The sequence below is a fragment of the Achromobacter pulmonis genome, from assembly GCF_002885955.2.
GTDB lineage: Bacteria > Pseudomonadota > Gammaproteobacteria > Burkholderiales > Burkholderiaceae_B > Achromobacter > Achromobacter pulmonis_A.
In genome coordinates, this window is the sequence record NZ_POQS01000005.1 from 412,473 (window position 1) to 435,895 (window position 23,423).

At 67.8% G+C, this 23,423-nt stretch carries 19 protein-coding genes and 2 pseudogenes; 12 read left to right on the top strand and 9 right to left on the bottom strand.

Annotated features, from left to right (window positions below; all coding sequences use genetic code 11):
• Window positions 1-9 precede the first annotated feature (9 nt).
• From C1I89_RS20800 to ftsB, 12 genes and pseudogenes are all read left to right on the top strand, one after another.
• Window positions 10-1,668: pseudogene (locus C1I89_RS20800) on the top strand (dipeptide ABC transporter ATP-binding protein); the annotation flags it as partial.
• A pseudogene (locus tag C1I89_RS35930) lies at window positions 1,664-2,038 on the top strand (oligopeptide/dipeptide ABC transporter ATP-binding protein); the annotation flags it as partial. The pseudogenes C1I89_RS20800 and C1I89_RS35930, both read left to right, overlap by 5 nt.
• 64 nt (window positions 2,039-2,102) lie before the next feature.
• Window positions 2,103-3,656 (top strand): glutathione ABC transporter substrate-binding protein GsiB, encoded by a 1,554-nt coding sequence (gsiB, locus tag C1I89_RS20810; RefSeq protein WP_102774458.1) that lies wholly within the window; start codon window positions 2,103-2,105, stop codon window positions 3,654-3,656.
• Window positions 3,657-3,747: 91 nt separating this feature from the next.
• Complete coding sequence (gsiC, locus tag C1I89_RS20815; RefSeq protein ID WP_102774459.1) at window positions 3,748-4,668, top strand: glutathione ABC transporter permease GsiC; 921 nt, start codon at window positions 3,748-3,750, stop codon at window positions 4,666-4,668.
• A gap of 7 nt (window positions 4,669-4,675) precedes the next feature.
• Entirely contained in the window at window positions 4,676-5,575 is a 900-nt protein-coding gene (gene gsiD, locus C1I89_RS20820; protein ID WP_102774460.1) for a glutathione ABC transporter permease GsiD, read from the top strand.
• A 103-nt stretch (window positions 5,576-5,678) separates the two neighbouring features.
• The gene (locus C1I89_RS20825) at window positions 5,679-6,773 is read left to right on the top strand and encodes a DmpA family aminopeptidase (RefSeq protein ID WP_102774461.1); all 1,095 of its coding nucleotides are present in this window, start codon (window positions 5,679-5,681) and stop codon (window positions 6,771-6,773) included.
• Window positions 6,774-6,795: 22 nt separating this feature from the next.
• Window positions 6,796-7,629, top strand: coding sequence for a M55 family metallopeptidase (locus C1I89_RS20830; protein WP_102774462.1), 834 nt, complete (start codon window positions 6,796-6,798; stop codon window positions 7,627-7,629).
• Window positions 7,630-7,652: 23 nt separating this feature from the next.
• Complete coding sequence (locus C1I89_RS20835; RefSeq protein ID WP_102774463.1) at window positions 7,653-9,443, top strand: aminopeptidase P family protein; 1,791 nt, start codon at window positions 7,653-7,655, stop codon at window positions 9,441-9,443.
• Between the two features lie 181 nt (window positions 9,444-9,624).
• The gene (locus tag C1I89_RS20840) at window positions 9,625-11,277 is read left to right on the top strand and encodes a CTP synthase (RefSeq protein WP_102774464.1); all 1,653 of its coding nucleotides are present in this window, start codon (window positions 9,625-9,627) and stop codon (window positions 11,275-11,277) included.
• 203 nt (window positions 11,278-11,480) lie between these two features.
• The gene (locus C1I89_RS20850; protein WP_102774466.1) at window positions 11,481-11,765 is read left to right on the top strand and encodes a DUF1330 domain-containing protein; all 285 of its coding nucleotides are present in this window, start codon (window positions 11,481-11,483) and stop codon (window positions 11,763-11,765) included.
• A 4-nt stretch (window positions 11,766-11,769) separates the two neighbouring features.
• Window positions 11,770-13,056, top strand: a complete 1,287-nt coding sequence (gene eno / locus C1I89_RS20855; protein ID WP_102774467.1) for a phosphopyruvate hydratase — start codon at window positions 11,770-11,772, stop codon at window positions 13,054-13,056.
• Between the two features lie 61 nt (window positions 13,057-13,117).
• Window positions 13,118-13,534 carry a cell division protein FtsB gene (ftsB, locus tag C1I89_RS20860; protein ID WP_102774468.1) on the top strand — a complete coding sequence of 139 codons (417 nt, stop codon included), beginning with the start codon at window positions 13,118-13,120 and terminating at the stop codon, window positions 13,532-13,534.
• Between the two features lie 53 nt (window positions 13,535-13,587).
• On the opposite strand, the gene C1I89_RS20865 is transcribed toward ftsB, so the two are convergent.
• The 9 genes from C1I89_RS20865 to C1I89_RS20905 form a co-directional block, all read right to left on the bottom strand.
• Window positions 13,588-14,274, bottom strand: coding sequence for a TadE/TadG family type IV pilus assembly protein (locus tag C1I89_RS20865; RefSeq protein ID WP_102774469.1), 687 nt, complete (start codon window positions 14,272-14,274; stop codon window positions 13,588-13,590).
• Window positions 14,275-14,333: 59 nt separating this feature from the next.
• Window positions 14,334-15,263, bottom strand: coding sequence for an Hsp33 family molecular chaperone HslO (gene hslO / locus C1I89_RS20870; RefSeq protein ID WP_102774470.1), 930 nt, complete (start codon window positions 15,261-15,263; stop codon window positions 14,334-14,336).
• Window positions 15,264-15,336: 73 nt separating this feature from the next.
• Window positions 15,337-15,858 (bottom strand): gamma carbonic anhydrase family protein, encoded by a 522-nt coding sequence (locus C1I89_RS20875; RefSeq protein WP_102774471.1) that lies wholly within the window; start codon window positions 15,856-15,858, stop codon window positions 15,337-15,339.
• A gap of 22 nt (window positions 15,859-15,880) precedes the next feature.
• Complete coding sequence (locus tag C1I89_RS20880; protein WP_102774472.1) at window positions 15,881-17,575, bottom strand: acyl-CoA synthetase; 1,695 nt, start codon at window positions 17,573-17,575, stop codon at window positions 15,881-15,883.
• A gap of 126 nt (window positions 17,576-17,701) precedes the next feature.
• Entirely contained in the window at window positions 17,702-18,544 is an 843-nt protein-coding gene (locus tag C1I89_RS20885; RefSeq protein ID WP_102774473.1) for a UDP-2,3-diacylglucosamine diphosphatase, read from the bottom strand.
• A gap of 90 nt (window positions 18,545-18,634) precedes the next feature.
• On the bottom strand, window positions 18,635-19,150 hold the full coding sequence (locus C1I89_RS20890) for an RDD family protein (RefSeq protein ID WP_102774474.1): 516 nt from the start codon (window positions 19,148-19,150) through the stop codon (window positions 18,635-18,637).
• A gap of 74 nt (window positions 19,151-19,224) precedes the next feature.
• A complete protein-coding gene (locus tag C1I89_RS20895) occupies window positions 19,225-20,484 on the bottom strand; it encodes a saccharopine dehydrogenase family protein (RefSeq protein WP_102774475.1) in 1,260 nt (419 codons plus the stop codon).
• 38 nt (window positions 20,485-20,522) lie between these two features.
• Window positions 20,523-21,620 carry a carboxynorspermidine decarboxylase gene (locus C1I89_RS20900; protein ID WP_102774476.1) on the bottom strand — a complete coding sequence of 366 codons (1,098 nt, stop codon included), beginning with the start codon at window positions 21,618-21,620 and terminating at the stop codon, window positions 20,523-20,525.
• Window positions 21,621-22,033: 413 nt separating this feature from the next.
• On the bottom strand, window positions 22,034-23,386 hold the full coding sequence (locus tag C1I89_RS20905) for an MFS transporter (RefSeq protein WP_102774477.1): 1,353 nt from the start codon (window positions 23,384-23,386) through the stop codon (window positions 22,034-22,036).
• Between the last annotated feature and the right edge of the window lie 37 nt (window positions 23,387-23,423).

A 23,423-nucleotide genomic window follows, 5' to 3' on the forward strand; every position in this document is an offset into this window, starting at 1 on the left:
TCAAAAAAGATGGTTGATCGCGCAAACAGCCTGGCGCTGCCGGATAACCGCGTGGTCCAGGTCGACGACCTGACGGTGCGCTTCGTGGGTTCCGAGCGCACGGTCGAAGCCGTGCGCAATCTGTCGTTCCATGTGGACCGGGGCGAAACCCTGGCCATCGTGGGCGAATCGGGTTCGGGCAAGTCGGTGACGTCGCTGGCGCTCATGCGGCTGGTCGAGCACGGCGGCGGACGCATCGCCCAGGGCAGCATGGCGCTGCGCCGGCGCAACGGCTCCGTGATCGACCTGGCCGGCTCCAGCCAGCGCGTCATGCGCAATGTGCGCGGCGCGGACATGGCCATGATTTTCCAGGAGCCGATGACCTCGCTGAACCCGGTGTTCACGGCCGGCGACCAGATCGCCGAATCGATCCGCCAGCACCAGGGCAAGGACGCGGCCTCGGCCCGCGCCGAAGCCCTGCGCATGCTGGAGCAGGTGCGCATCCCGGAAGCCAGGTCGGTGCTGGACCGCTACCCGCACCAGCTCTCGGGCGGCATGCGCCAGCGCGTCATGATCGCGATGGCGCTGGCCTGCAAGCCGGCGCTGCTGATCGCCGACGAACCCACCACCGCGCTGGACGTCACCATCCAGGCGCAGATCCTGCAGCTGATCCGCCAGCTCCAGGAAGAAATGCACATGGGCGTGGTGTTCATCACCCACGACATGGGCGTGGTCGCCGAAGTGGCCGACCGCGTGCTGGTCATGTACCGCGGCGACAAGGTCGAGGAAGGCCCGTCCGACCGGGTGTTCGCCGCGCCCCAGCACCGCTATACCAAGGCGCTGCTGTCGGCCGTGCCGAAGCTGGGCGCCATGCAGGGCACCGACCTGCCGGCGCGTTTCCCGCTGCTGCAGGTCGACGGCCAGGCCCAGCCCGAGGAAGCGCCCGCCGTCAGCGCGCCGCAGGCGGGCGAGGCCAAGCGCGAGCCCATCCTGAGCGTGCGCGACCTGGTCACCCGCTTCGACCTGCGCGGCGGCATCCTGAGCCGCGTGCAGCGCCGCGTGCACGCCGTGGAGCGCGTCAGCTTCGACCTGTACCCCGGCGAAACCCTGTCGCTGGTGGGCGAGTCGGGCTGCGGCAAGTCCACCACCGGCCGTTCGCTGCTGCGCCTGGTCGACAGCCAGGGCGGCGAGATCCGCTTTGGCGGGCGCGACATCGTGCGCCTGAAGAACAACGAGCTGCAGTCCCTGCGCCGCGACATCCAGTTCGTGTTCCAGGACCCGTTCGCCTCGCTCGACCCGCGCGTGACCGTGGGCTTCTCCATCATGGAGCCGCTGCTGGTGCATGGCGTGGCAAAGGGCCGCGACGCCGAACGCCGCGTGGCCGAGCTGCTGGAACGCGTCGGCCTGCCGGCCGAGATGGCGCAGCGCTATCCGCACGAATTCTCCGGCGGCCAGCGCCAGCGCATCTGCATCGCGCGCGCCCTGGCCCTGAACCCCAAGGTGGTGATCGCCGACGAATCCGTGTCGGCGCTGGACGTCTCGATCCAGGCGCAGATCGTGAACCTGCTGATCGACCTGCAGCGCGACATGGGCATTTCGTTCCTGTTCATCTCGCACGACATGGCCGTGGTCGAACGCGTCAGCCACCGCGTGGCGGTGATGTACTTGGGCCAGATCGTCGAGATCGGCCCGCGCCGCGCCNGTGAACCTGCTGATCGACCTGCAGCGCGACATGGGCATTTCGTTCCTGTTCATCTCGCACGACATGGCCGTGGTCGAACGCGTCAGCCACCGCGTGGCGGTGATGTACTTGGGCCAGATCGTCGAGATCGGCCCGCGCCGCGCCATTTTCGAGAACCCGCAGCACCCGTACACCAAGAAGCTGATGTCGGCCGTGCCGATCGCCGATCCGGCGCGCCGCCACCTCAAGCGCGCGTTGCTGTCCGATGAAATCCCAAGCCCGATCCGCAAACTGGGCGACGAGCCGGTGGTGCAGCCGCTGGTGCAGGTCGGAACGGATCACTTCGTCGCCCGCCATGCGGTCGGCGGAGCGTATTGAGTCTTTGCCGTACTTGTTTTTCTTCCACCAAACCCCCTAATTCCTCACGGAACCAGGAGTTGCAATGATGAAAGTTCTGCGCCCCACCAAGCTGATGGCCGCCGCCGCCGTGGCCTTCGGCATGCTCAGCGCGCCGCTGGCGCACGCCTCGAAGGACGTGACGTTCGCCGTCCAGATTGCGCTGGAAACGCTCGATCCGTACAACACCAACAGCACGCTGAACCAGGCTGCCGGCAAGGCCTATTACGAGGGCCTGTTCGAGTTCGACAAGGACCTGAAGATCCAGAAAGTGCTGGCCACCGACTACTCGGTCAGCGAAGACGGCCTGGTCTACACCTTCAAGCTGCGTCCCGGCGTGAAGTTCCATGACGGCACCGATTTCAACGCCGAAGCCGTCAAGGTCAACTTCGACCGTCCGTCCAACCCGGACAACCGCCTGTCGCGCTACATCCAGTTCAGCGTCATCGAAAAGACCGAAGTGGTCGATCCGATGACCGTCAAGATCACGCTGAAGAAGCCGTTCTCGGCCTTCATCAACGCGCTGGCCCACCCGGCCGCCATGATGATCTCGCCGGCCGCCCTGGCCAAGTACGGCAAGGAAATCGGCTTCCACCCGGTGGGCACCGGCCCGTTCGAATTCGTCGAATGGAAACCGGCCGAATACCTGAAGGTCAAGAAGTTCGACGGCTACTGGAAGAAGGGCTATCCCAAGATCGACACCCTGACGTTCCGCACTGTCACCGACAACAACACCCGCGCCGCCGTGGTGCAGACGGGCGAGGCGCAGTTCGCCTTCCCGGTGCCCTACGAGCAGGCCGCCGTGCTGAAGAAGAACGACAAGCTGGACGTGGTCGACAACAAGAACTCGATCATGGCCCGCTATATCGCCATGAACACGCAGCAAAAGCCGTTCGACAACGTCAAGGTGCGTGAAGCCATCAACTACGCCATCAACAAGGAAGCCCTGGCCAAGGTCGCTTTCTCGGGCTACGCCAGCGTGGTCGACGGCGTGGTGCCGGCCGGCGTGGACTTCGCCCACAAGACGGGTCCGTGGCCGTACGACATCAAGAAGGCCAAGGCCCTGCTGGCCGAAGCCGGCTACCCCAACGGCTTCGAAAGCACGCTGTGGTCCGCCTATAACGACGGCACCTCGGTGAAGGTCGTGCAGTTCCTGCAGCAGCAGCTGGCCCAGGTCGGCATCAAGGTCTCGGTCGAGGTGCTGGAATCCGGCCAGCGCGTGCAGCGCGTGCAGCAGGTGCAGAAGCCCGAGGACGCCAAGGTCCGCATGTACTACGCCGGCTGGTCGTCCTCGACCGGCGAGGCCGACTGGGGCCTGCGTCCGCTGCTGACCACCGCCGCGTTCCCGCCGGTGCTCAACAACGTGTCGTACTACTCGAACAAGTCGGTCGACGAAGGCATCCAGCAGGCCCTGGCCACGACGGATCGCGCCAAGAAGGCGGAAATCTACAAGAACGTCCAGGAAACCATCTGGAAGGACGCTCCGTGGGCCTTCCTGGTGACCGCCAGCAACCTGTACGTCAAGTCCAAGAACCTGTCGGGCGTGTACGTGGAGCCGGACACCTCGTTCTGGTTCGGCGACATCGACCTGAAGCAGTAACCCTAGCAGCAACCCCCGGGGCCGTCAGGCCCCACAGTAAGGCCGCATACGGCGGGGACGCGGTGTCCCCGCCGATGTCGCAGGAATTTCAATGCTGACCTACATCGTCAAACGTCTTTTGGGCATGATCCCCACGCTGCTACTGGTGGCCGTGGTCGTGTTCCTGTTCGTGCACATGCTTCCGGGCGATCCGGCTCGACTGGCCGCCGGCCAGGACGCCGACCAGGCGACCGTCGAACTCGTGCGCCAGGAGCTCGGGCTGGACCTGCCCCTGCCGCAGCAGTTCGTGCGCTACTTCAGCCACATGCTGCAAGGCGACCTCGGCACCTCGCTGCGCACCAAGCGCCCGGTGTCGACGGAAATCGCGGACCGCTTCATGCCCACACTGTGGCTCACCATCGCCAGCATGGTCTGGTCGGTGGCGTTCGGCATGGTCATCGGGATCGTGTCCGCCGTGTGGCGCAACCGCTGGCCCGACCGCCTCGGCATGACGCTGGCGGTGTCGGGCATCTCGTTCCCCGCGTTCGCGCTGGGCATGATGCTGATGGAGATCTTCTCGGTCAAGCTCGGCTGGCTGCCGACCGTGGGCGCCTCCACCTGGCAACACTACATACTGCCGTCCATCACGCTGGGCGCCGCCGTCGCCGCGGTGATGGCCCGCTTCACCCGCGCCTCCTTCGTGGAAGTCATCCAGGAAGACTTCGTGCGCACCGCCCGCGCCAAGGGCCTGACCGAGAAGCGCGTGGTCATCAAGCATGCGCTGCGCAACGCGCTGATCCCGGTGGTCACCATGATGGGCCTGCAGTTCGGCTTCCTGCTGGGCGGCTCCATCGTGGTCGAGACCGTGTTCAACTGGCCCGGCCTCGGCCGCCTGCTGGTGGACGCCGTGACCCAGCGCGACTATCCGGTGATCCAGGGCCTGGTGCTGCTGTTTTCGCTGGAATTCATCCTCATCAACCTGATTGTCGACGTGCTCTACGGCGTCATCAATCCCAGCATCCGTTACAAGTGAGGCGGCCATGAGCAATACCACCCCCGCCGCGACCCTCGCCGCCGCGCCCAAGAACGACGTGCGCACCCCCGCCACCGAGTTCTGGCGCAAGTTCAAGAAGCAGAAGCTCGCCGTCGGCGCCGGCATCTTCGTCCTGCTGCTGGTCGCCGTCGCGGTCTTCGCGCCGTGGATCGTGCCGTTCGACGCGGAAAACTACTTCGACTACGACGCACTCAACGCCGGGCCCTCGGCCGCGCACTGGATGGGCGTGGACTCGCTGGGCCGCGACATCTTCAGCCGCATCATCATGGGCGCGCGCATTTCGCTGGCCGCCGGCTTCCTGTCGGTCGCCATGGGCGCCGTCGTCGGCACCTTCATGGGCCTGATGGCCGGCTACTACCAGGGCTGGTGGGAGCGCATCACTATGCGCATCTCCGACGTGCTGCTGGCGTTCCCCGGCATGCTGCTGGCCATCGGCGTGGTCGCCATCCTGGGCTCCAGCATGGTCAACGTGATCGTCGCCGTGGCGGTGTTCAGCGTGCCGGCCTTCGCCCGCCTGGTGCGCGGCAACACGCTGTCGATCAAGCAGATGACCTACGTCGAAGCCGTCAAGAGCGTGGGCGCGTCCGACTGGACCATCATCATGCGCCACATCCTGCCCGGCACGATCTCGCCGATCGTGGTGTACGGCACGATGCGCATCGGCACCTCGATCATCACCGCCGCCAGCCTGTCCTTCCTGGGCATGGGCGCGCAGCCGCCCACGCCCGAGTGGGGCGCGATGCTCAACGAGGCCCGCGCCGACATGGTGATCGCGCCGCACGTGGCGATCTTCCCGGCCCTGGCGATCTTCCTGACCGTGCTGGCGTTCAACCTGCTGGGCGACGGCCTGCGCGACGCGCTCGATCCCAAGATCGACCGCAAGTAATCCTTCGCCGCCGTTCTTCGTCGCGCAACGCGCGCGCTGGCGCGCGCCGGCGGCGAAGACCGGCGGTGTTTTGCATTCTGGAGCGTGGCGACACGCAGCAAGCATGGAAAAACAAGTGCTGGAAATTCCCCGCATCGGGCGCCTGCCCGCGGGTCCGCTGGATTCGATCTGCGACGTGGGCGACGTGACCGTCGGCCACTGCACGCTGTCGGAAGGCGCGCTGCAGACCGGCGTGACCGTGGTGCGTGCGCACGGCGGCGATCCCTATCTGGACAAGACGCCCGCGGCCGCGACCGTGCTGAACGGTTTCGGCAAGAGCACGGGCCTGGTCCAGGTGCAGGAACTGGGCGTGCTGGAAACCCCGATCGGCCTGACCAACACCTTCGGCGTGGGCACCGTGGCCAATGCCCAGATCCGCGCCGCCGTGGCCGCCAACCCCGAGATCGGGCGCGGCATGGCCACCGTCAATCCGCTGGTCTTCGAGTGCAACGACGGCTACCTGAACGACATCCAGGCGCTGGCGGTGCAGGAAGCGCACTACGCGCAGGCGCTGGCCGCGGCCGGCAAGCGCTTCGAGCAGGGCGCCGTGGGCGCCGGCCGGGGCATGTCCTGTTTTTCCTTCAAGGGCGGCATCGGTTCGGCGTCGCGAGTGGCCGCCATCGAAGGCGATCCGGCCTATACGGTGGGCGCGCTGGTGCTGGCGAATTTCGGCCGGCTGCCCAACCTGACCGTGGCCGGCCGGCCGTTCGGCCGCCGCCTGGTCCAGCAAGTCGCCGGCGGGCAGGCGGGCGTGGCGGAGAACGCCGCCATCGCGCCGGAGAAAGGCTCCATCATCCTGCTGCTGGCCACCGACGCGCCGCTGGATTCGCGCCAGTTGCGCCGCCTGTCGCTGCGCGCGGGCGCGGGCCTGGCGCGCACCGGCTCGGTGTTCGGCCACGGCAGCGGCGACATCGCGCTGGCGTTTTCCACCGCCTACACCGTGCCGCAGCAGCCCGACCGGCCCATGCCCGCGCTCGCCATGCTGCACGAGGCGCGCATCGATCCGCTGTTCGAGGCGGCCGCCGAGGCCTGCGAGCAGGCCATCATCGCCGCGCTGTGGCGCGCCGAGGCCGTGACCGGCCGCGACGGCCATCGGCGCGCGGCCATCCGCGAGGCCGCGCCGGACTGGCGCCAGTGGCTGGCCGACACGGAATTCTGAACCTCCACCCAAGGCACTCCCCATGAAGATCCTCATCTCCACCGATATCGAAGGCGTCGCCGGCGTCTTCCATTCCGAGCAGGTCCGCGCCGGCAACGGCGAATACGAGCGCGCCCGCGCCTGGATGACCGCCGAGGCCAACGCGGCCGTGCTGGGGGCGATCGCCGGAGGCGCGGAGGAAATCCTGGTCAACGATTCGCATGGCGGGTTCCGCAACCTGCTGCCCGACGGCCTGGACGAGCGCGCCCGCCTGGTGCTGGGCAAGCCGCGCTACCTGGGCATGATGGGCGGGCTGGAAGAGGGCTGCGACGCCGTCGTCATGATCGGCTACCACTCGCGCTCGCAGGGCCGCGGCATCCTGGCCCACACCATCAACAGCTTCGCCTTCGCGCGCGTGTTCATCAACGGCATGGAGCTGGGCGAGGCCGGTCTGTACGGCGCGCTGGCCGGGGAGATGGGCGTGCCGGTGATCCTGGGTTCGGGCGACGACGTGTTCATCGAGGAAACCCGCGATCTCTTTCCCGGCGCCGAATGGGTGCAGACCAAGACGGCGCATGGCCAGGGCAGCGGTGTGACCCTGTCGCCGGCCGCCTCGCGCCGCGCGATCGCCGCGGCCGCCGAGACCGCGGTGCGCAAACTGAAGGCGGGCGGCGCCGGCAAGGCCGTTCCTTTCCGCATTCCCGCCCCTATAGAATGCCGGTTGCAGACGCAAAGCGCCGCCCTGGCCGACCTGTTCTGCATGTGGCCCAGCCTGGAGCGGGTCGATGGCGCGACCCTGCGGTTCACTACCGACAGCATGCAGTCCGCCATCCGCACGCTCAACAGCCTGGCGGCCATGTCCTTCATGTTGCGCTAGGGCCCACAGCCTTCGAGGATTCCATGCCAAGCACCGACGCCCGTATCGCCCAATTGCGGCAGGCCATGAGCCGCCGCGGCCTGTCCGCCTATATCGTCCCGTCTTCGGACCCGCATCTGTCCGAGTATCTTCCGGAGCGCTGGCAGGGGCGGCGCTGGTTGTCCGGTTTCACGGGGTCCGTCGGCACGCTGGTGGTCACCGCCGATTTCGCCGGCCTGTGGGTCGACAGCCGCTACTGGGTGCAGGCCGAGGCGCAGCTGGCCGGGACCTGCGTGCAGCTGATGAAGATCGCGCTGGCGTCCACGCCCGGCCACGTCGACTGGCTGGCCGCCAACACCGGCCCGGGCGACGTGATCGGGGTGGACGGCCAGGTACTGGGGCTGGGCGCGTTCCGCGCGCTGTCGGCGGCCGCGGCGTCTTGCGGCGCCGCGCTGGAGATCCGGCTGGACCTGCTCGACGAGATCTGGCCCGGCCGCGCCGGCCTGCCGACCGCGCCGATCTACGACCACGTGGCGCCCGAGGCCTGCGTCACGCGCGCCGACAAGCTCGCGCAGGTGCGCGAAGCCATGCGCGCACACGGTGCGGACGTGCATTTCCTGTGCACGCTGGACGACATCGCCTGGCTCTTCAACCTGCGCGGCGCGGACGTGGACTACAACCCGGTGTTCGTCGGCCATGCGCTGGTCGGCCTGGACCACGCCACGCTGTTCGTGGCCGACGGCAAGATCGACGCCGCCCTGCGCGCGCTGCTGGCGCGCGACGGCGTGGAGGTGGCCGACTACGCCCAGGCGGCCGATGCGCTGGCCTCGCTGGAACTGGACCAGAAACTCCTGATCGATCCGGCGCGCGTGACCTGCGGCGTGTTCCATGCGATGGACCCGGCCGTGCCGCGGGTCGAGGCCATCAATCCGTCGACGCTGCTGAAATCGCGCAAGACCGACGCCGAACTGGCCCAGGTGCGCCAGGCCATGGCGCAGGACGGCGCGGCGCTGTGCGAATTCTTCGCCTGGTTCGAAGGCGCGCAGGGCCGGCAGACCATCACCGAACTGACCATAGACGAGCAGATCACCGCGGCCCGCGCGCGCCGGCCCGGCTACGTCTGCCCGAGCTTCGCCACCATCGCCGGATTCAACGCCAACGGCGCGATGCCGCATTACCGCGCCACGCCCGAGTCGCACGCCGTGATCGAAGGCGACGGGCTCTTGCTGATCGATTCGGGCGGCCAGTACCTGGGCGGCACCACCGACATCACCCGCGTGGTCGCGGTGGGCGAGCCCAGCGCCGACCAGAAGGTCGATTTCACGCTGGTGCTCAAGGGCATGATCGCGCTGTCGCGCGCCTCGTTTCCGCGCGGCACGCCGTCGCCCATGCTCGACGCCATCGCGCGCGCGCCGATCTGGGAAGGCGGAGCCGAGTACGGCCACGGCACGGGACATGGCGTGGGCTATTTCCTGAACGTGCACGAAGGGCCGCAGGTCATTTCGTACCGCGCCGCGCCGGGTCCGCACACGGCGATGGAGCCGGGCATGATCACCTCCAACGAACCCGGCATCTACCGCCCGGGGCGCTGGGGCGTGCGCATCGAGAACCTGGTGGCCAACCGCGCCTGGCTGACTTCCGAGCTGGGCGAGTTCCTGTGCTTCGAGACGTTGACGCTGTGCCCGATCGACACGCGCTGCATCGAGCCCTCGCTGATGCGCCCCGACGAGATCGCCTGGCTCAACGACTATCACCGCACGGTGTACGACCGCCTGTCGCCGCTGGTCCAGGGCGAGGCGCTGGCCTGGCTGGAACGCCGCACGGCGGCGATCTGAACGGCCGCGGCCCGGCGGCGCGCCGGGTCGCGATAAAACAGGGACGCAGCACGCGCGCGACAGCGCGGGAGTGCTGCCAAATGTTACGCCTGTTCGCTAAGGGAAAACCCAAACAAGTTCCGCCTCCCGGCTATAATCCAAATTTCCCGCACGCGCCCGTTCGTCCCGGGTGCTCATTACGATGACCAAATACGTATTTGTCACCGGCGGTGTGGTGTCTTCCCTGGGCAAGGGCATCGCCGCCGCGTCGCTTGCCGCCATCCTCGAGTCGCGTGGCCTGCAAGTCACCATGCTGAAGCTCGATCCGTACATCAACGTCGACCCGGGCACCATGAGCCCGTTCCAGCATGGCGAGGTTTTCGTCACCGAAGACGGCGCCGAGACCGACCTGGACCTGGGCCACTACGAGCGCTTCATTTCCGCTCGCATGCACAAGGTGAACAACTTCACCACCGGCCAGATCTATGAATCCGTGCTGCGCAAAGAGCGCCGCGGCGACTATCTGGGCAAGACCGTGCAGGTCATTCCCCACATCACCAACGAAATCCAGGACTTCATCGCCCGTGGCGCCGAAGCCGCCTGGAACGGCAACACCGACGTCGCCATCGTCGAGATCGGCGGCACCGTGGGCGACATCGAGTCCCTGCCGTTCCTGGAAGCCGCGCGCCAGATGAGCCTGCGCATGGGCCGCAACAACGCGGCCTTCGTGCACCTGACGCTGGTGCCGTTCATCGCCTCGGCCGGCGAACTCAAGACCAAGCCCACCCAGCATTCGGTGCAGAAGCTGCGCGAAATCGGCATCTACCCGAACGCGCTGCTGTGCCGCGCCGACCGCCGCATCCCGGACGACGAGCGCGCCAAGATCTCGATGTTCTCCAACGTGCCGCTGGACGCGGTGGTGTCGGTGTGGGACGCCGATTCGATCTACAAGATTCCGGCCATGCTGCACAAGCAGGGCGTGGACAACATCGTCTGCGAAGCGCTGGGCCTGACCCCGCCGCCGGCCGACCTGTCCATGTGGGACAACCTGGTCGAAGCGCTGGAAAACCCCCAGCACGAGCTCACCATCGGCATGGTCGGCAAGTACGTCGACCTGACCGAATCGTACAAGTCGCTGACCGAGGCCCTGGTCCACGCCGGCATCCACACGCGCTCGAAGATCAACATCGAGTACATCGATTCCGAAGACATCGAGACCCGCGGCACCGACCAGCTCAAGCACCTGGACGCCATCCTGGTGCCGGGCGGCTTCGGCAAGCGCGGCACCGAGGGCAAGATCGCCGCCATCCGCTACGCCCGTGAAAACGGCGTTCCCTACCTGGGCATCTGCCTGGGCATGCAGCTGGCCGTCATCGAGTTCGCCCGCCACGTCGCCGGCCTGGGCGGCGCCAACAGCACCGAGTTCGATCCGTCCGCCCCGCATCCGGTGGTGGCCCTGATCACCGAATGGATGGACCGCGAAGGCAAGGTCGAAAAGCGCGACCACTCGTCCGACCTGGGCGGCACCATGCGCAAGGGCGCGCAGCGCGTGCCGATCAAGCCGGGCACCCGCGCGCAGGCCATCTACGGCGACGAAGTCAACGAGCGCCACCGCCACCGCTACGAAGTCAACAACGTCTACGTGCCCCGGCTCGAAGAGGCCGGCATGGTGATCAGCGCGCGCACGCCCACCGAGAACCTGCCCGAAATGATGGAACTGCCCAACCACCCGTGGTTCGTGGGCGTGCAGTTCCACCCGGAGTTCACGTCCACGCCGCGCGACGGCCATCCCTTGTTCTCCAGCTATATCCGCGCCGCCATCGAGCAGAAGGCTCGCCGCGGCCAGGAAGCGTAATGCGCGGCTGCGGTCTCGAGTTCCGCGTGCGGATCTCCGGGACCGCGGCCCCGCGTAGCGGCGCCGCCCTGTACGGCGGCGCTGCTTTCGGATACAACCAATTAGCATCGGATATGCGTCGCCAGGCCGCCTTGCGCGACACTGGCGGCGTCGCCGCATCCGGCGTCACACCGAAACCAACGCAACTGTCCTGAAGGAACCCCATGAGTGCTTACCTCATCGCCGACGTCACAGTGACCAAGCCCGCGCAATACGAGGACTACAAGCGTCTGTCCACGCTCGCCATGCGCGCGTACGATGCAAAGGTCCTGGTGCGCGGCGGCGAGTCCAAGCACCTCGAGGGCCGTAAGCCTGGCCGCACCGTCGTCATGGAGTTTCCCTCCCTGGCCGCGGCCCAGGCCTTCTACGACTCCTGGCAGTACCGCCGCGCCCGCAATGCCCGCGAAGGCGCGGCCGTCATGAATATGTTTATCGTTCAGGGAATGTAAAGTCATGAGTGCAATCGTCGACATCATCGGCCGCGAGATTCTGGATTCGCGCGGCAACCCCACCGTGGAATGCGATGTGCTGCTGGAATCCGGCGCCATGGGCCGCGCGGCCGTGCCGTCGGGCGCCTCCACCGGCGCGCGCGAAGCCATCGAACTGCGCGACGGCGACAAGAGCCGCTACCTGGGCAAGGGCGTGCTGCGCGCCGTCGAGAACCTGAATACGGAAATCTCGGAAGCCCTGATGGGCCTGGACGCCCAGGAACAGACCTTCGTCGATCGCACCCTGATCGAGCTGGACGGCACCGAATCCAAGGAACGCCTGGGCGCCAACGCCATCCTGGCCGCTTCCATGGCCGTGGCCCGCGCGGCGGCCGACGAATCCGGCCTGTCGCTGTACCGCTATTTCGGCGGCAGCGGCCCCATGAGCATGCCCGTGCCGATGATGAACGTCATCAACGGCGGCGCGCACGCCAACAACACCCTCGACCTGCAGGAACTGATGATCCTGCCGGTGGGCGCCGGCAGCTTCCGTGAAGCCCTGCGCTGGGGCGCCGAAGTCTTCCACATGCTCAAAAAGCTGATCCACGGCCAGGGCATGTCCACGGCGGTGGGCGACGAGGGCGGTTTCGCGCCCAACGTGGCCAGCCACGAAGCCGCGATCCAGCTGATCCTGAAGGCCATCACCGAAGCCGGCTACGAGCCGGGTTCGCAGATCGCCCTGGGCCTGGACTGCGCCAGCTCCGAGTTCTACCGCGACGGCAAGTACACGCTGGCCGGCGAAGGCGGCATTTCGCTGTCCTCGCAGGAATTCGCCAACCTGCTGGCGACCTGGTGCGACAAATACCCGATCATCTCGATCGAAGACGGCATGGCCGAAAACGACTGGGAAGGCTGGAAGCTGCTGACCGACCAGCTCGGCAAGAAGGTGCAGCTGGTGGGCGACGACCTGTTCGTCACCAACACCAAGATCCTGCGCGAAGGCATCCAGAAGGGCGTGGCCAACTCGATCCTCATCAAGATCAACCAGATCGGCACGCTGACCGAAACCTTCGCCGCCATCGAAATGGCCAAGCGCGCCGGCTACACCGCCGTCGTGTCGCACCGTTCGGGCGAAACCGAGGATTCCACCATCGCCGACATCGCCGTGGCCACCAACGCCATGCAGATCAAGACCGGCTCGCTGTCGCGTTCGGACCGCATGGCCAAGTACAACCAGCTGCTGCGCATCGAGGAAGAACTGGCCGAAGTGGCGTCGTATCCCGGCCTGGAAGCCTTCTACAACCTGCGTTGATGAAAAACGCGGCCCGCAACCCGGGCCGCGCAAACGCCGCGACTGCTGAGGGTTCTCGCGTATGCGCCTGTTGTTCCTGGTGCTGTTCGTGCTGCTAGGCCTGATCCAATACCCGCTGTGGCTGGGCAAGGGAGGCTGGTTCAAGGTCTGGGATCTGCAACGCCAGGTGGCGGAGCAGCGCGAGACCAACGAAGGCCTGCGCGCGCGTAATGCCGCGCTCGAAGCCGAAGTGCGCGACCTGGAGGGCGGCTCCGGCGCCATCGAGGAGCGCGCCCGCGGCGAGCTGGGCATGATGCGCGAGGGCGAGGTCTTCGTGCACATCCTGCCCCAGAACACCCAGCCGCCGGCAGGCGGCGCCTCGCTGGCGGCCGAACCGGCCGCGGCGCCGGCCAAGCCTGCCAAACCCGCCGTCGGCACGCCCGCGCGCGCCAGCGCCCAGGCGCCCAAGCCCGCCAATCCGGCGCCCGCCCGCCACTGAGGGGCCGCCGCAGGCGCGGCGCTCCATTCCCCATTCCCCATTCGCGTTTCCGTTCAGCCGCAGCGCAGCCTGCGGCATTCGCCGTACACGATGCCGGCGGGCGGTGGCGCGCCGCGCGCCCAGTCCGCCGGGTGCGAGTGCATTTCCGTTTCCAGTTCGACCCGGATGGGCAGCAGGCCTGCGCGCAGCGCATTGCCGGCATAGCCGGCGCGGCCGCGGCTCAGCAGCGCCAGCAGGCCGCGCACGGGCGGCAGCAGCGGCCGGTGCAGATAGGTCAGGCGCAGTCGCAGCGTATTGGCCTGGAAGATGCTCTGGCCGCCCGGGCGCGGCGGGCGGCGCGCGTGCTGCAGGTCCTGGTAGTCGTTGTCGATGGCGCGCAGCCCGGGGCCGGCGCGCAGGCCGGGCCGGGCATGTTCGCGAAACGATTGCGCGTCGGGCAGCAGCACTTCGATGCGCCACGGATGCACGCCGGCGATGGCTGCGAGGTCGGCCCGGCCCTGGCGCGGCGGCAGGGCCTGCAGGAAGGCCGCGCGCATGCGCGCCGGATCGCCATGCGCGGTGGCGCCGGCGCGCGCGGCTTCCATCAGCGCCAGGTGGGCCAGCTGGCGCGCGCCCTGCCAGTGGGCGGCCTCGATGGCCAGCAGGCCCAGCAGCAGCACGATGGCCGCCGCCACGGCGAACTCGACGGCGGCGGCGCCGCGCTGCGGGCGGCGGGGCGGGACAATGAAAAAGGCGGTCATGGCAGCGCAGTCTGGCGCCGGCATGACCGCCTGTCGATGCGGACTATCCGAGGGGTGGCTCAGTGCACGGTGGGGGGCGTGTCGCCCGCGGCCGGCTGGTGGGGCGAGAACAGGGCGGCGCAATCGACCGCGTCGAACTTGTAAGGCTTGCCGCAGAAATCGCAGGACACGTCCACCTCGCCGCGTTCGGCCAGGATGTCCTGGATCTCGGCCTCGCCCAGCGAGCGCAGCATGTTGGCCACGCGTTCCCGGGTGCAGGGGCAGTGCCAGCGCACCTCCAGCGGGTCGAAGCCCACCAGGGTCTCTTCCCAGAACAGGCGATGCACCAGGGTATCGATTTCGGTGGCCAGCAGTTCGTCGCGCTTGAGGGTGCCGGCAAGGGCGCAGATGCGGTCCCAGGTTTCGGCGGCGTCCTGGTCGGTCAGGACCGGCGCGTCCGTGCCGCCGTTGTGCGGCAGGCGCTGGATGAGCATGCCCGCGGCGTGTTCGGGGTCGGCCGCCAGCCACAGCCGGGTGTCCAGCTGTTCGGAGGCTTTCATGTAGTGCTGCAGCGCTTCGGCCACGGTCTCGCCTTCCAGCGGCACGACGCCCTGGTAGGCCTGCTGGCCGGGCAGCTTGCGCTGCGGGTCCAGCACCACGATGAAACGGCCGTTGCCGCCGGGATTCAGCAGGCTTTGCATATCGCCTTCGGCGGGAACCTCGTGGCCTTCGCGTATCTTGACGGTGGCGCGCAGGCTCAGGTCGTGGCGGCATTCCACCACCAGCAGGGCGATGGGGCCGTCGCCCTGGATCTGCAGCACCAGGGAGCCGTCGAACTTGATGTTGGCGGCCAGCAGCGTGGACGCGGCCACCAGCTCGCCGAGCAGGTTGGTGATGGCGGGCGGGTAGTCGTGGTTGGCCTGCACGGCCTTCCAGGTCGCTTCCAGGCGCACGGCCTGGATGCGGCCGCTACGGTCTTCGGTAAGGTATTTTTTAAGCTGATCGGTCATGGGGGAATGTTAGCCGATCGGGCCGGCCAAATTCCCCTGTTGCCGGCAGGGGCAGGGGCGCCGCGGGCGGGCCTCAGCCGATCCGCTTCAAGGCCGTCTTGTAGTGTTGGCCCCGCGCCACGTAGTGGGCGGTGTTCTTGTGCAGATTGGCAATTTCCTCGTCGGAGAGCTCGCGCACGATCTTGCCGATCCCGATGATCAGGGAGTTGTCGGGAATGACGCGGTCCTCGGGGATGATGGCGCCGGCGCCGATCAGGCAGTTGCGGCCGATGACCGCGTTGTTCAGCACGATGGCCTGCATGCCGACCAGCGCGCCTTCGTGGATGGTGCAGCCGTGCAGCATGGCCTGGTGGCCCACGGTGACGTTGGGGCCGATGGTCATGGGGCAGCCGGCGTCCACGTGCAGCACGCTGCCTTCCTGGATATTGGTGCCCTGGCGGATCAGAATGGCGTCGTTGTCGCCGCGGATCGAGACGTTCGACCAGATGCTGACGCCGGCCTCCAGGGTCACATTGCCGATGATGTCGGCGCTGTCGGCCACGTAGGCGGCCGCGTCGATGCGCGGAATCAGGTCGTCGAGCTGGTAGATGGGCATGCCTGGGGTCTCCTGTGCGGCCTCAGGCCTTGGAGGCCGGCGGCGCGTCTGTCGTGGCTGCGGCCAGGCGCGCGAGGTCTTCTTCGCGCTGGCGCAGGATGCGACGTTGGATTTTACCGGTGGTGGTCATGGGCAGCTCGTCGACGAACTCGATCTCCTTCGGATATTCGTAGGGGGCCAGGCGCTCGCGCACGTGTTCCTGCAGGCTTTCGACGAGTTCGCCGCGCTCGCGCTGGGCGAATTCCGGGGTCAGGACCACATAGGCCTTCACCAGCGCGCCGCGCTCGGGGTCGGGCTTGGGCACCACCGCCGCGTTGGCCACGGCCGGATGCCCGACCAGGCAGCTTTCGATTTCCCCGGGACCGATGCGGTAGCCGGCGGACTTGAAGACGTCGTCGGCGCGGCCGGCATACCAGAGGTAGCCGTCGGCATCCACGGTGGCCAGGTCGCCGGTCAGGCACCAGTCGCCCTTGAACTTGGCCTGGGTGGCGGCTTCGTTGCGCCAGTAGCCCAGGAACATCACCGGGTCGGGGTAGCCGTGGATGTCGAGCCGGTTGACGGCGATCTCGCCGGTGCCGCCGGGGGCCACCGGCTTGCCTTCGTCGTCCAGCACGGCGACGTTGTGGCCGGGATAGGGGCGGCCCATGCTGCCGGGCTTGGCGGGCCAGCGCTTGTGGCTGTTGCCCACCACGTAGTTCATTTCGGTCTGGCCGAACATCTCGTTGGGCGTCACGCCCAGCGCCGAGCGGCACCATTCGAACACGCTTTCGCCCACGCTTTCGCCGGCGCTCATGACCGAGCGCAGCGCCAGCTGGTAGCGGTTGCGCGGCTCGGGCACGGCCTTCATCATCATCTTGAGGGCGGTGGGGAAGAGAAAGGTGTTGGTGACCTGGTAGCGCTCCATCAGCTCGAACGCGCGCTCGACGGAAAAGCGCCCGCGCGTGCCGACGATGGCGTGGCCGAAGTAGAGCGTGGGCAGCAGCGCGTCCATCATGCCGCCGGTCCAGGCCCAGTCGGCGGGCGACCAGAAGACGTCGCCGGGCTTGGGGAACCAGTCCTGCGAGGCCACGAAGCCCGGCAGGTTGCCGATCAGCACGCTGTGCGGCAATAGCGCGCCCTTGGGCGCGCCGGTGGTGCCGGAGGTATAGAGCAGGATGGCCGGGTCGGAGGAGCGGGTCGGGACGGCCTTGAATTCGCTGGGCTGGCGGGCCAGCAGGCTGCGCCAGGGCAGCACGCGTTCGTCGGCGAAGCCGATGCCGATGATCTGCTGCAGCGCGGGACAGTCGTCGCTGATGGACAGCAGGTTGGCGCTGGAGGCGTAGTCCACGATCGCGACGCGGGCCTCGGCGTCGCGCAGGCGGCTCCCCAGGGCTTCCGGGCCGAACAGGGCGGATAAGGGCAGGACCACGGCGCCGACGCTGTAGATGGCCATGTGCGCCACCACGGTCTCGGGACGTTGCCCCAAAACCACACCGACCCGGTCGCCGCGGCCCACGCCCATCTTGATCAGGCCGTTGGCCAGCTGGTTGGCGGCTTCCGCCAGGCGCGCATAGGTCCAGACCTCGCGGTTGCCGGATTCGTCTTCGTAGTAGATGGCGATGCGCCGCGCATCCGGACTGCTGGATGCCCAGCGGTGGCAGCACGCTTCCGCGATGTTGAACTGGGTGGGTACCAGCCAGCGGAATGTTTGGTAGAGCGCCTGATATTGGTCGTTCATGGCCCTATGTTGTGAGCATGTTGCAGCGTGAACGGGTCAGATCGCCCGTCGCCCCAGGTGCAAGCATGACCTAGAGGGCCGTGAACTGCAACATCCCCGTTGCGTAACGGGGACGCATAAGGGTTATCACGGGTGTTTGCTTTGGCGGCGCAGCGCCGAAGGCAGGGCGGGCAGGGTCAGCGAGCGCTGGCGGGGGCCGGGCTGGGTGCGCCGTTCGGCCTGCATGGCGGCCCAGTCCAGCAGCTGGAGCTGGCCTTCGTGGGTTTCGCCCAGGGCCGACAGGCTTTCGACCCAGTCTCCATCGTTGCAATAGAGTATGCCGTTCACGTCGCGCAGCTCGGCCTTGTGGATGTGGCCGCAGACCACGCCGTCCAGGCCGCGGCGGCGGGCCTCGCCCGCCAGCGCTTCCTCGAAGTCGGTGATGAACGACACGGCGTTCTTGACCTTGTGCTTGAGGTATTGGGACAGTGACCAGTAATGCAGCCCCAGCCGGTGGCGCAGCCGGTTGAAGTGATGGTTGACCCACAGCGCCAGCTGGTAGAGGCCGTCGCCCAGGTGGGCCAGCCAGCGGCTGTGCTGGACCACCCCGTCGAACTGGTCGCCATGCAGCACCAGCAGCTGCAGGCCCTTGGCGGTGACGTGCACGTCCTCGTCGAGGATTTCGATGTCGCCGAAGGCGTAGCCGGCGAATTCGCGCGCGAACTCGTCATGGTTGCCGGGAATGAACACCACCCGGGTGCCGTTGCGCGCCTTGCGCAGGATGCGCTGGATCACGTCGTTGTGGGCGCGCGGCCAGTGCCAGTGCTTGCGCAGCTGCCAGCCGTCGACGATGTCGCCCACCAGGTACAGCGTGTCGGAATCGTTGTGGTCCAGGAAGTCCAGCAGGAACTCCGCCTTGCACCCGGCGGTGCCCAAGTGAATATCGGAGATCCAGAGGGTGCGCCAGTGTGCAGGCTGGATGTCGTTCACGGTCGCGTCCCCAAGGGCTGTGGTTGTTCATGGCAATGAAACCACCCCGCGATGACGGGACCGTGAAACCTTTATGACGCTGTTGTGACGCTAGCGCACCTTTTTGTGCGGCGGCGCGTTGCGCAGCCGCGTGCCCAGGATGCGGTCATGCAGGAACTGGCCGTCGGGATCGAACCACGACCAGATGAAGATGGTGAAGGGCGCGGCCACGATGAACATGTCCATCGACGGCCAGCCGGTGGCCTGGGCGGCCGCCCAGACCAGGCCGGCGCCGGCCAGCACCAGCGGCCAGGCCAGGACGTAGCGCAGGATCAGGCGCGGGGTGGACGGAATGCTGCCGTCCTGCTCGACCAGGCGGATGTTCCAGGTCTTCATGGGCAGCGTCTGGCCGCGGCGGCGCCAGCACAGCACGAAATAGGCGCCGATCGCGACGAACAGCCAGGCCTGGCGGGCGCTGCGCAGGTCCAGCGCGTTCCGGCTCTGGGTCAGCGTGTCCATCAGGTAGCCGGCCAGGAACACCACGCCGAACAGCAGCACGGCTTCGTACATCATGCAGGCGAATCGGCGCAGCCGATTGGGGGTCTGGTCGAGATGGGCGTCGGTCATGGACGCGTATTATGCCCGGAATGCCGGCGCCGGCATTCCGGCCTGTGCGTGGATCCTTTTAGTGTGAACAGGCCCTAGGCGTCGACCGAATCTTCCAGCGTCGACAGCGGCAGGTCGCGGCCGTCCTCGCGCACCCGGGTCTCCAGGCCCATGGCGGCCAGCAGCGACAGGAAGGGGCGGGGCGGCAACTGCTCGATGTTGGCCATGCGGCGCACGTCCCAGGTGCCGTCGGCGATCAGCAGGGCGGCCGCCGCCGCGGGCACGCCCGCCGTATAGGAGATGGCCTGGCTGCCGATCTCGCGATAGCTTTCCTCGTGGTCGCAGACGTTGTAGATGAAGATCTCGTGCGCCTTGCCGTCCTTTTCGCCGCGCACCAGGTTGCCGATGCAGGTCTTGCCGGTATAGGTGGGCGCGAGCGAGGCCGGGTCGGGCAGCACGGCCTTGAGCACCTTCAAGGGCACCACTTCCAGGCCCTCGGCCGTGCGCACCGGCTTCTCGGACAGCATGCCCAGGTTCTTCAGCACGGTGAACACGTTGATGTAGTGCTCGCCGAAGCCCATCCAGAAGCGGATGTCGGGCACGTCCAGGTGCTGCGAGAGCGAATGCAGCTCGTCGTGGCCGGTCAGGTAGGCGGTCTGGCGGCCCACCACCGGCAGGTCCCATTCCTTGCGGTACTGGAACATCTGGGCGGAGGTCCACTGGCCGCCCTGCCAGGACCAGACCGTGCCGGTGAATTCGCGGAAGTTCACCTCGGGATCGAAGTTGGTGGCGAAGTAGCGGCCGTGCCTGCCCGCGTTGATGTCCACGATGTCGATCGACTCGACGCGGTCGAAGTAGTCGTCGCAGGCCAGGCGCGCATAGGCGTTGACCACGCCGGGGTCGAAGCCCGCGCCCAGGATGGCGGTGACGCCGGCGGCCTGGCAGGCCTCGCGCCGCTTCCATTCGTGGTTGGCGTACCAGGGAGGCGCTTCGCAGACCTGGTCGGGCTGCTCGTGGATGGCGGTGTCGAGGTAGGCGGCGCCGGTGCGCAGGCAGGCCTCCAGTACCGACATGTTGAGAAAGGCCGAGCCCACGTTGATGACGATGCGGGCGGCGGTCTTCCTGATCAGCGCTTCGGTGGCGCCGATGTCCATCGCGTCCAGGCGGTGCGCGCGCAGCAGGCCGGGCTGGCGCAGGCTGCCCTTGGCGTGCACGGACTCCAGGATGGCCTGGCATTTTTCCAGGGTGCGCGAGGCGATGTGGATTTCGCCCAGGCGGTCGTTGTGCTGGGCGCACTTGTGCGCGACCACGTGCGCCACGCCGCCGGCGCCGATGATGAGGATATTGGGCTTCATCTGGACAACTCCTTGTTGTGGATGGCCTGGCCGGACGCTCAGGACAGACTGTCGACGTAATCGCGGTAGCCGAACTGGCGCACCACGCGTTCGGTGCCATCCAGGTCGCGCACGACGATGGCGGGCATGGTCAGGCCGTTGAACCAGTTTTTCTTGACCATGGTGTAGCCGGCGGCGTCGCGGATCGACAGCCGCTGTCCCACGGCCAGCGGCTGCGGGAAATCGAATTCGCCGAAGATGTCGCCGGCCAGGCAGGACTTGCCGTAGACCAGGCAGCGGTGCGGCCCGGCATCGGGCTCCACGCGCGCCTGCAGGCGGTAGATCAGCAGGTCCAGCATGTGGGCCTCGATGGAGGCGTCCACCACGGCCAGCTGCTTGCCGTTGTACGAAGTGTCCAGCACCGTCACTTCCAGGCTAGCGCTGTCGGTGATGGCGGCCTCGCCGGGCTCCAGGTAGACCTGCACGCCGTACTTCTCGGAGAAGGCGCGCAGGCGCGCGCAGAAATCGTCCAGCGCATAGCCTTCGCCGGTGAAATGGATGCCGCCGCCCAGGCTCACCCATTGCACCCGCGCCAGCAGCTCGCCGTAGCGCGCCTCGACCTCGCCCAGCAAGGCGTCGAAGCGCGCGAAATCGCGGTTCTCGCAGTTGTTGTGGATCATGAAGCCGCTGACGCGGTCCAGCACGGCCGCGATGCGCGCCGAATCGCTTTCGCCCAGGCGGCTGAACGGGCGCGCCGGGTCGGCCAGGTCGAAGCCCGAACTGCTCACGCCCGGGTTCAGGCGCAGGCCCACCGGCAGCCCGGCCGCGCGCGCGCCGTAGCGTTCCAGCTGGCCCAGGCTGTTGAAAATGATCTTGTCGGCGTACGAGACCACTTCGTCGATTTCATGGTCGGCGTAGGCCACGCTGTAGGCATGGGTCTCGCCGCCGAACTTCTCGCGGCCCAGCCGCACTTCGTACAGCGACGAGGACGTGGTGCCGTCCATGTATTCGCGCATCAGGTCGAATACCGACCAGGTGGCGAAGCATTTGAGGGCGAGCAGCACCTTGGCGCCGGAATGCCGGCGCACGTGGTCGATGCGCCGCATGTTCTCCATGAGGCGCGAGCTGTCGATGAGGTAGTAGGGCGTCTGGATCACGATGTCCCTTGTACGTAAGCGCAGGCCCGGCGGGGCGCGCGCAATGACGGAACCTGTCCGGCTTGCGGCCGGGCGGGCGCGGGGCGGGCAGCAAAAGCGGCCCTCGGTATCCGGGCTAGATGCTCGGGGAGTGCTCGGGATGAGGCCGGCCACGGCCGACGGCCAGGCGAGCGCGGGAATATTCCCGGCTATCTGGGGTTTCCGGGGTTTCCGGGGTTTCCGTTAGGGAGGTGTTCAGACGGACTGAGACGATCCCCAATTGGAACAGGGCGTCTGGCGACATGGCGTCCTCTCCAACCAGCAGATGTGGTTCCGGCGCAGGGCCGGGCGTAACCGATTATTCTAATTCAGTACGTGCGCAAGCACAAAAGCGGCGCGGCGCGATTGGCCGCATTTCGGACCAGATGACCGCATCATGGCCGCAATTCGCGCCATGCGATCGATGCGCAGGCGATCTGGACGGCGCCGCCCGCCAGCATCGCGGCCCGCAGGCCGTCCTGGCCGCCGCCTGCCAGCGAGTACACGCTGCCGAGCGCGGCCACGCCCAGGGTCGCGCCCATCATGCGCGCCACGTTGATGAGCGCGCTGGCCGTGCCCGAGCGCGCCGCCGCCACCGCGCCCACCGCCGCACCCATCAGCGGCCCGGTCGCCAGGCCCATGCCCAGCCCCGTCAGGCCCAGCCCGATTTCGGCCGCCACGATGGCGGCGTGATGCGCGCTGGCGCCGATGGTCAGCAGCCCCGCGCCGATGATGGCCACGCCGCCGGCGGCCATGGGCCTGGCGCCGCAATACCGCGCCAGTGTGCCCGTCGCTGTCGAGACGACGACGAACACCAGCGCCATGGGCAACAGGGCCAGGCCGGTGGCCAGCGCGTCCAGCCTGCCGCTTTCCTGCCACACCAGCGGCAGCAGGAACAGCACGCCGTACATGCCGAAGGTCATGCCGGCGGTGGCGGCCATGGCGCCGCGAAAGACGCGCGAGCCGAACATGTCCAGCGGCACCAGCGCCGCCGCGCTGCGGGATCTTTCGATACGCAGGAACAGCGCGAACGCCAGCATGGCCGCCGCCAGGGCGGCGGCGGCCGTGCGCGGCGCGCCGTGGAACTGGATGGCGGCGTAGACCAGGCCGCCCAGCGCCGCCGCGCCCAGCGCCTGCGCCATGCCGTCGAACGCCCGGCGGCCCGCGTCGCGCGACTCCGCGATGCAGGCCAGGGCCAGCACGCAGGCCGCCGCGCCCAGCGGGACGACCACCAGGAATATGCTGCGCCAGCCGTAGGCGCCGATCAGCAGCCCGCCCAGCGTCGGCCCGATCGCCATGGCCAGCCCGTTGCAGGCCGCCCAGACGCCCAGCACGCGACCGCGCCGGGCGGGATCGACCCAGCTCACGCGGATGATCGCCAGCGAGGCCGGGACCAGAAACGCCGCGCCCACTCCCGTCAGCACCCGTCCGAGCACCAGCACCGCCGCCGAAGGCGCGGCCGCGCACAGCAGCGAGGCCGCGGTGAACACGCCGGTGCCGAACACGAACACCTTGCGCCGCCCATATACGTCGGCCAGCAGGCCGCCTGTCAGCAGCAGTACGGCATAGGCCGCGTTGTAGCCGTCGACGATCCATTGCAGCGCGCCGATGCCGGCGCCCAGGTCCTTGCCGATCGCGCGTACGGCCAGGTTGACGACGGCGGTATCGATCTGCGCCACCAGGACCGCCAGGCACAGCGTCAGCAGCGCGAGTTTGGGCCTGCGAGGCCCGTACGATTCGATTTGCATGAGCCCAGTGTAGGGATGCGCGGCCGCGGCTTGCTTC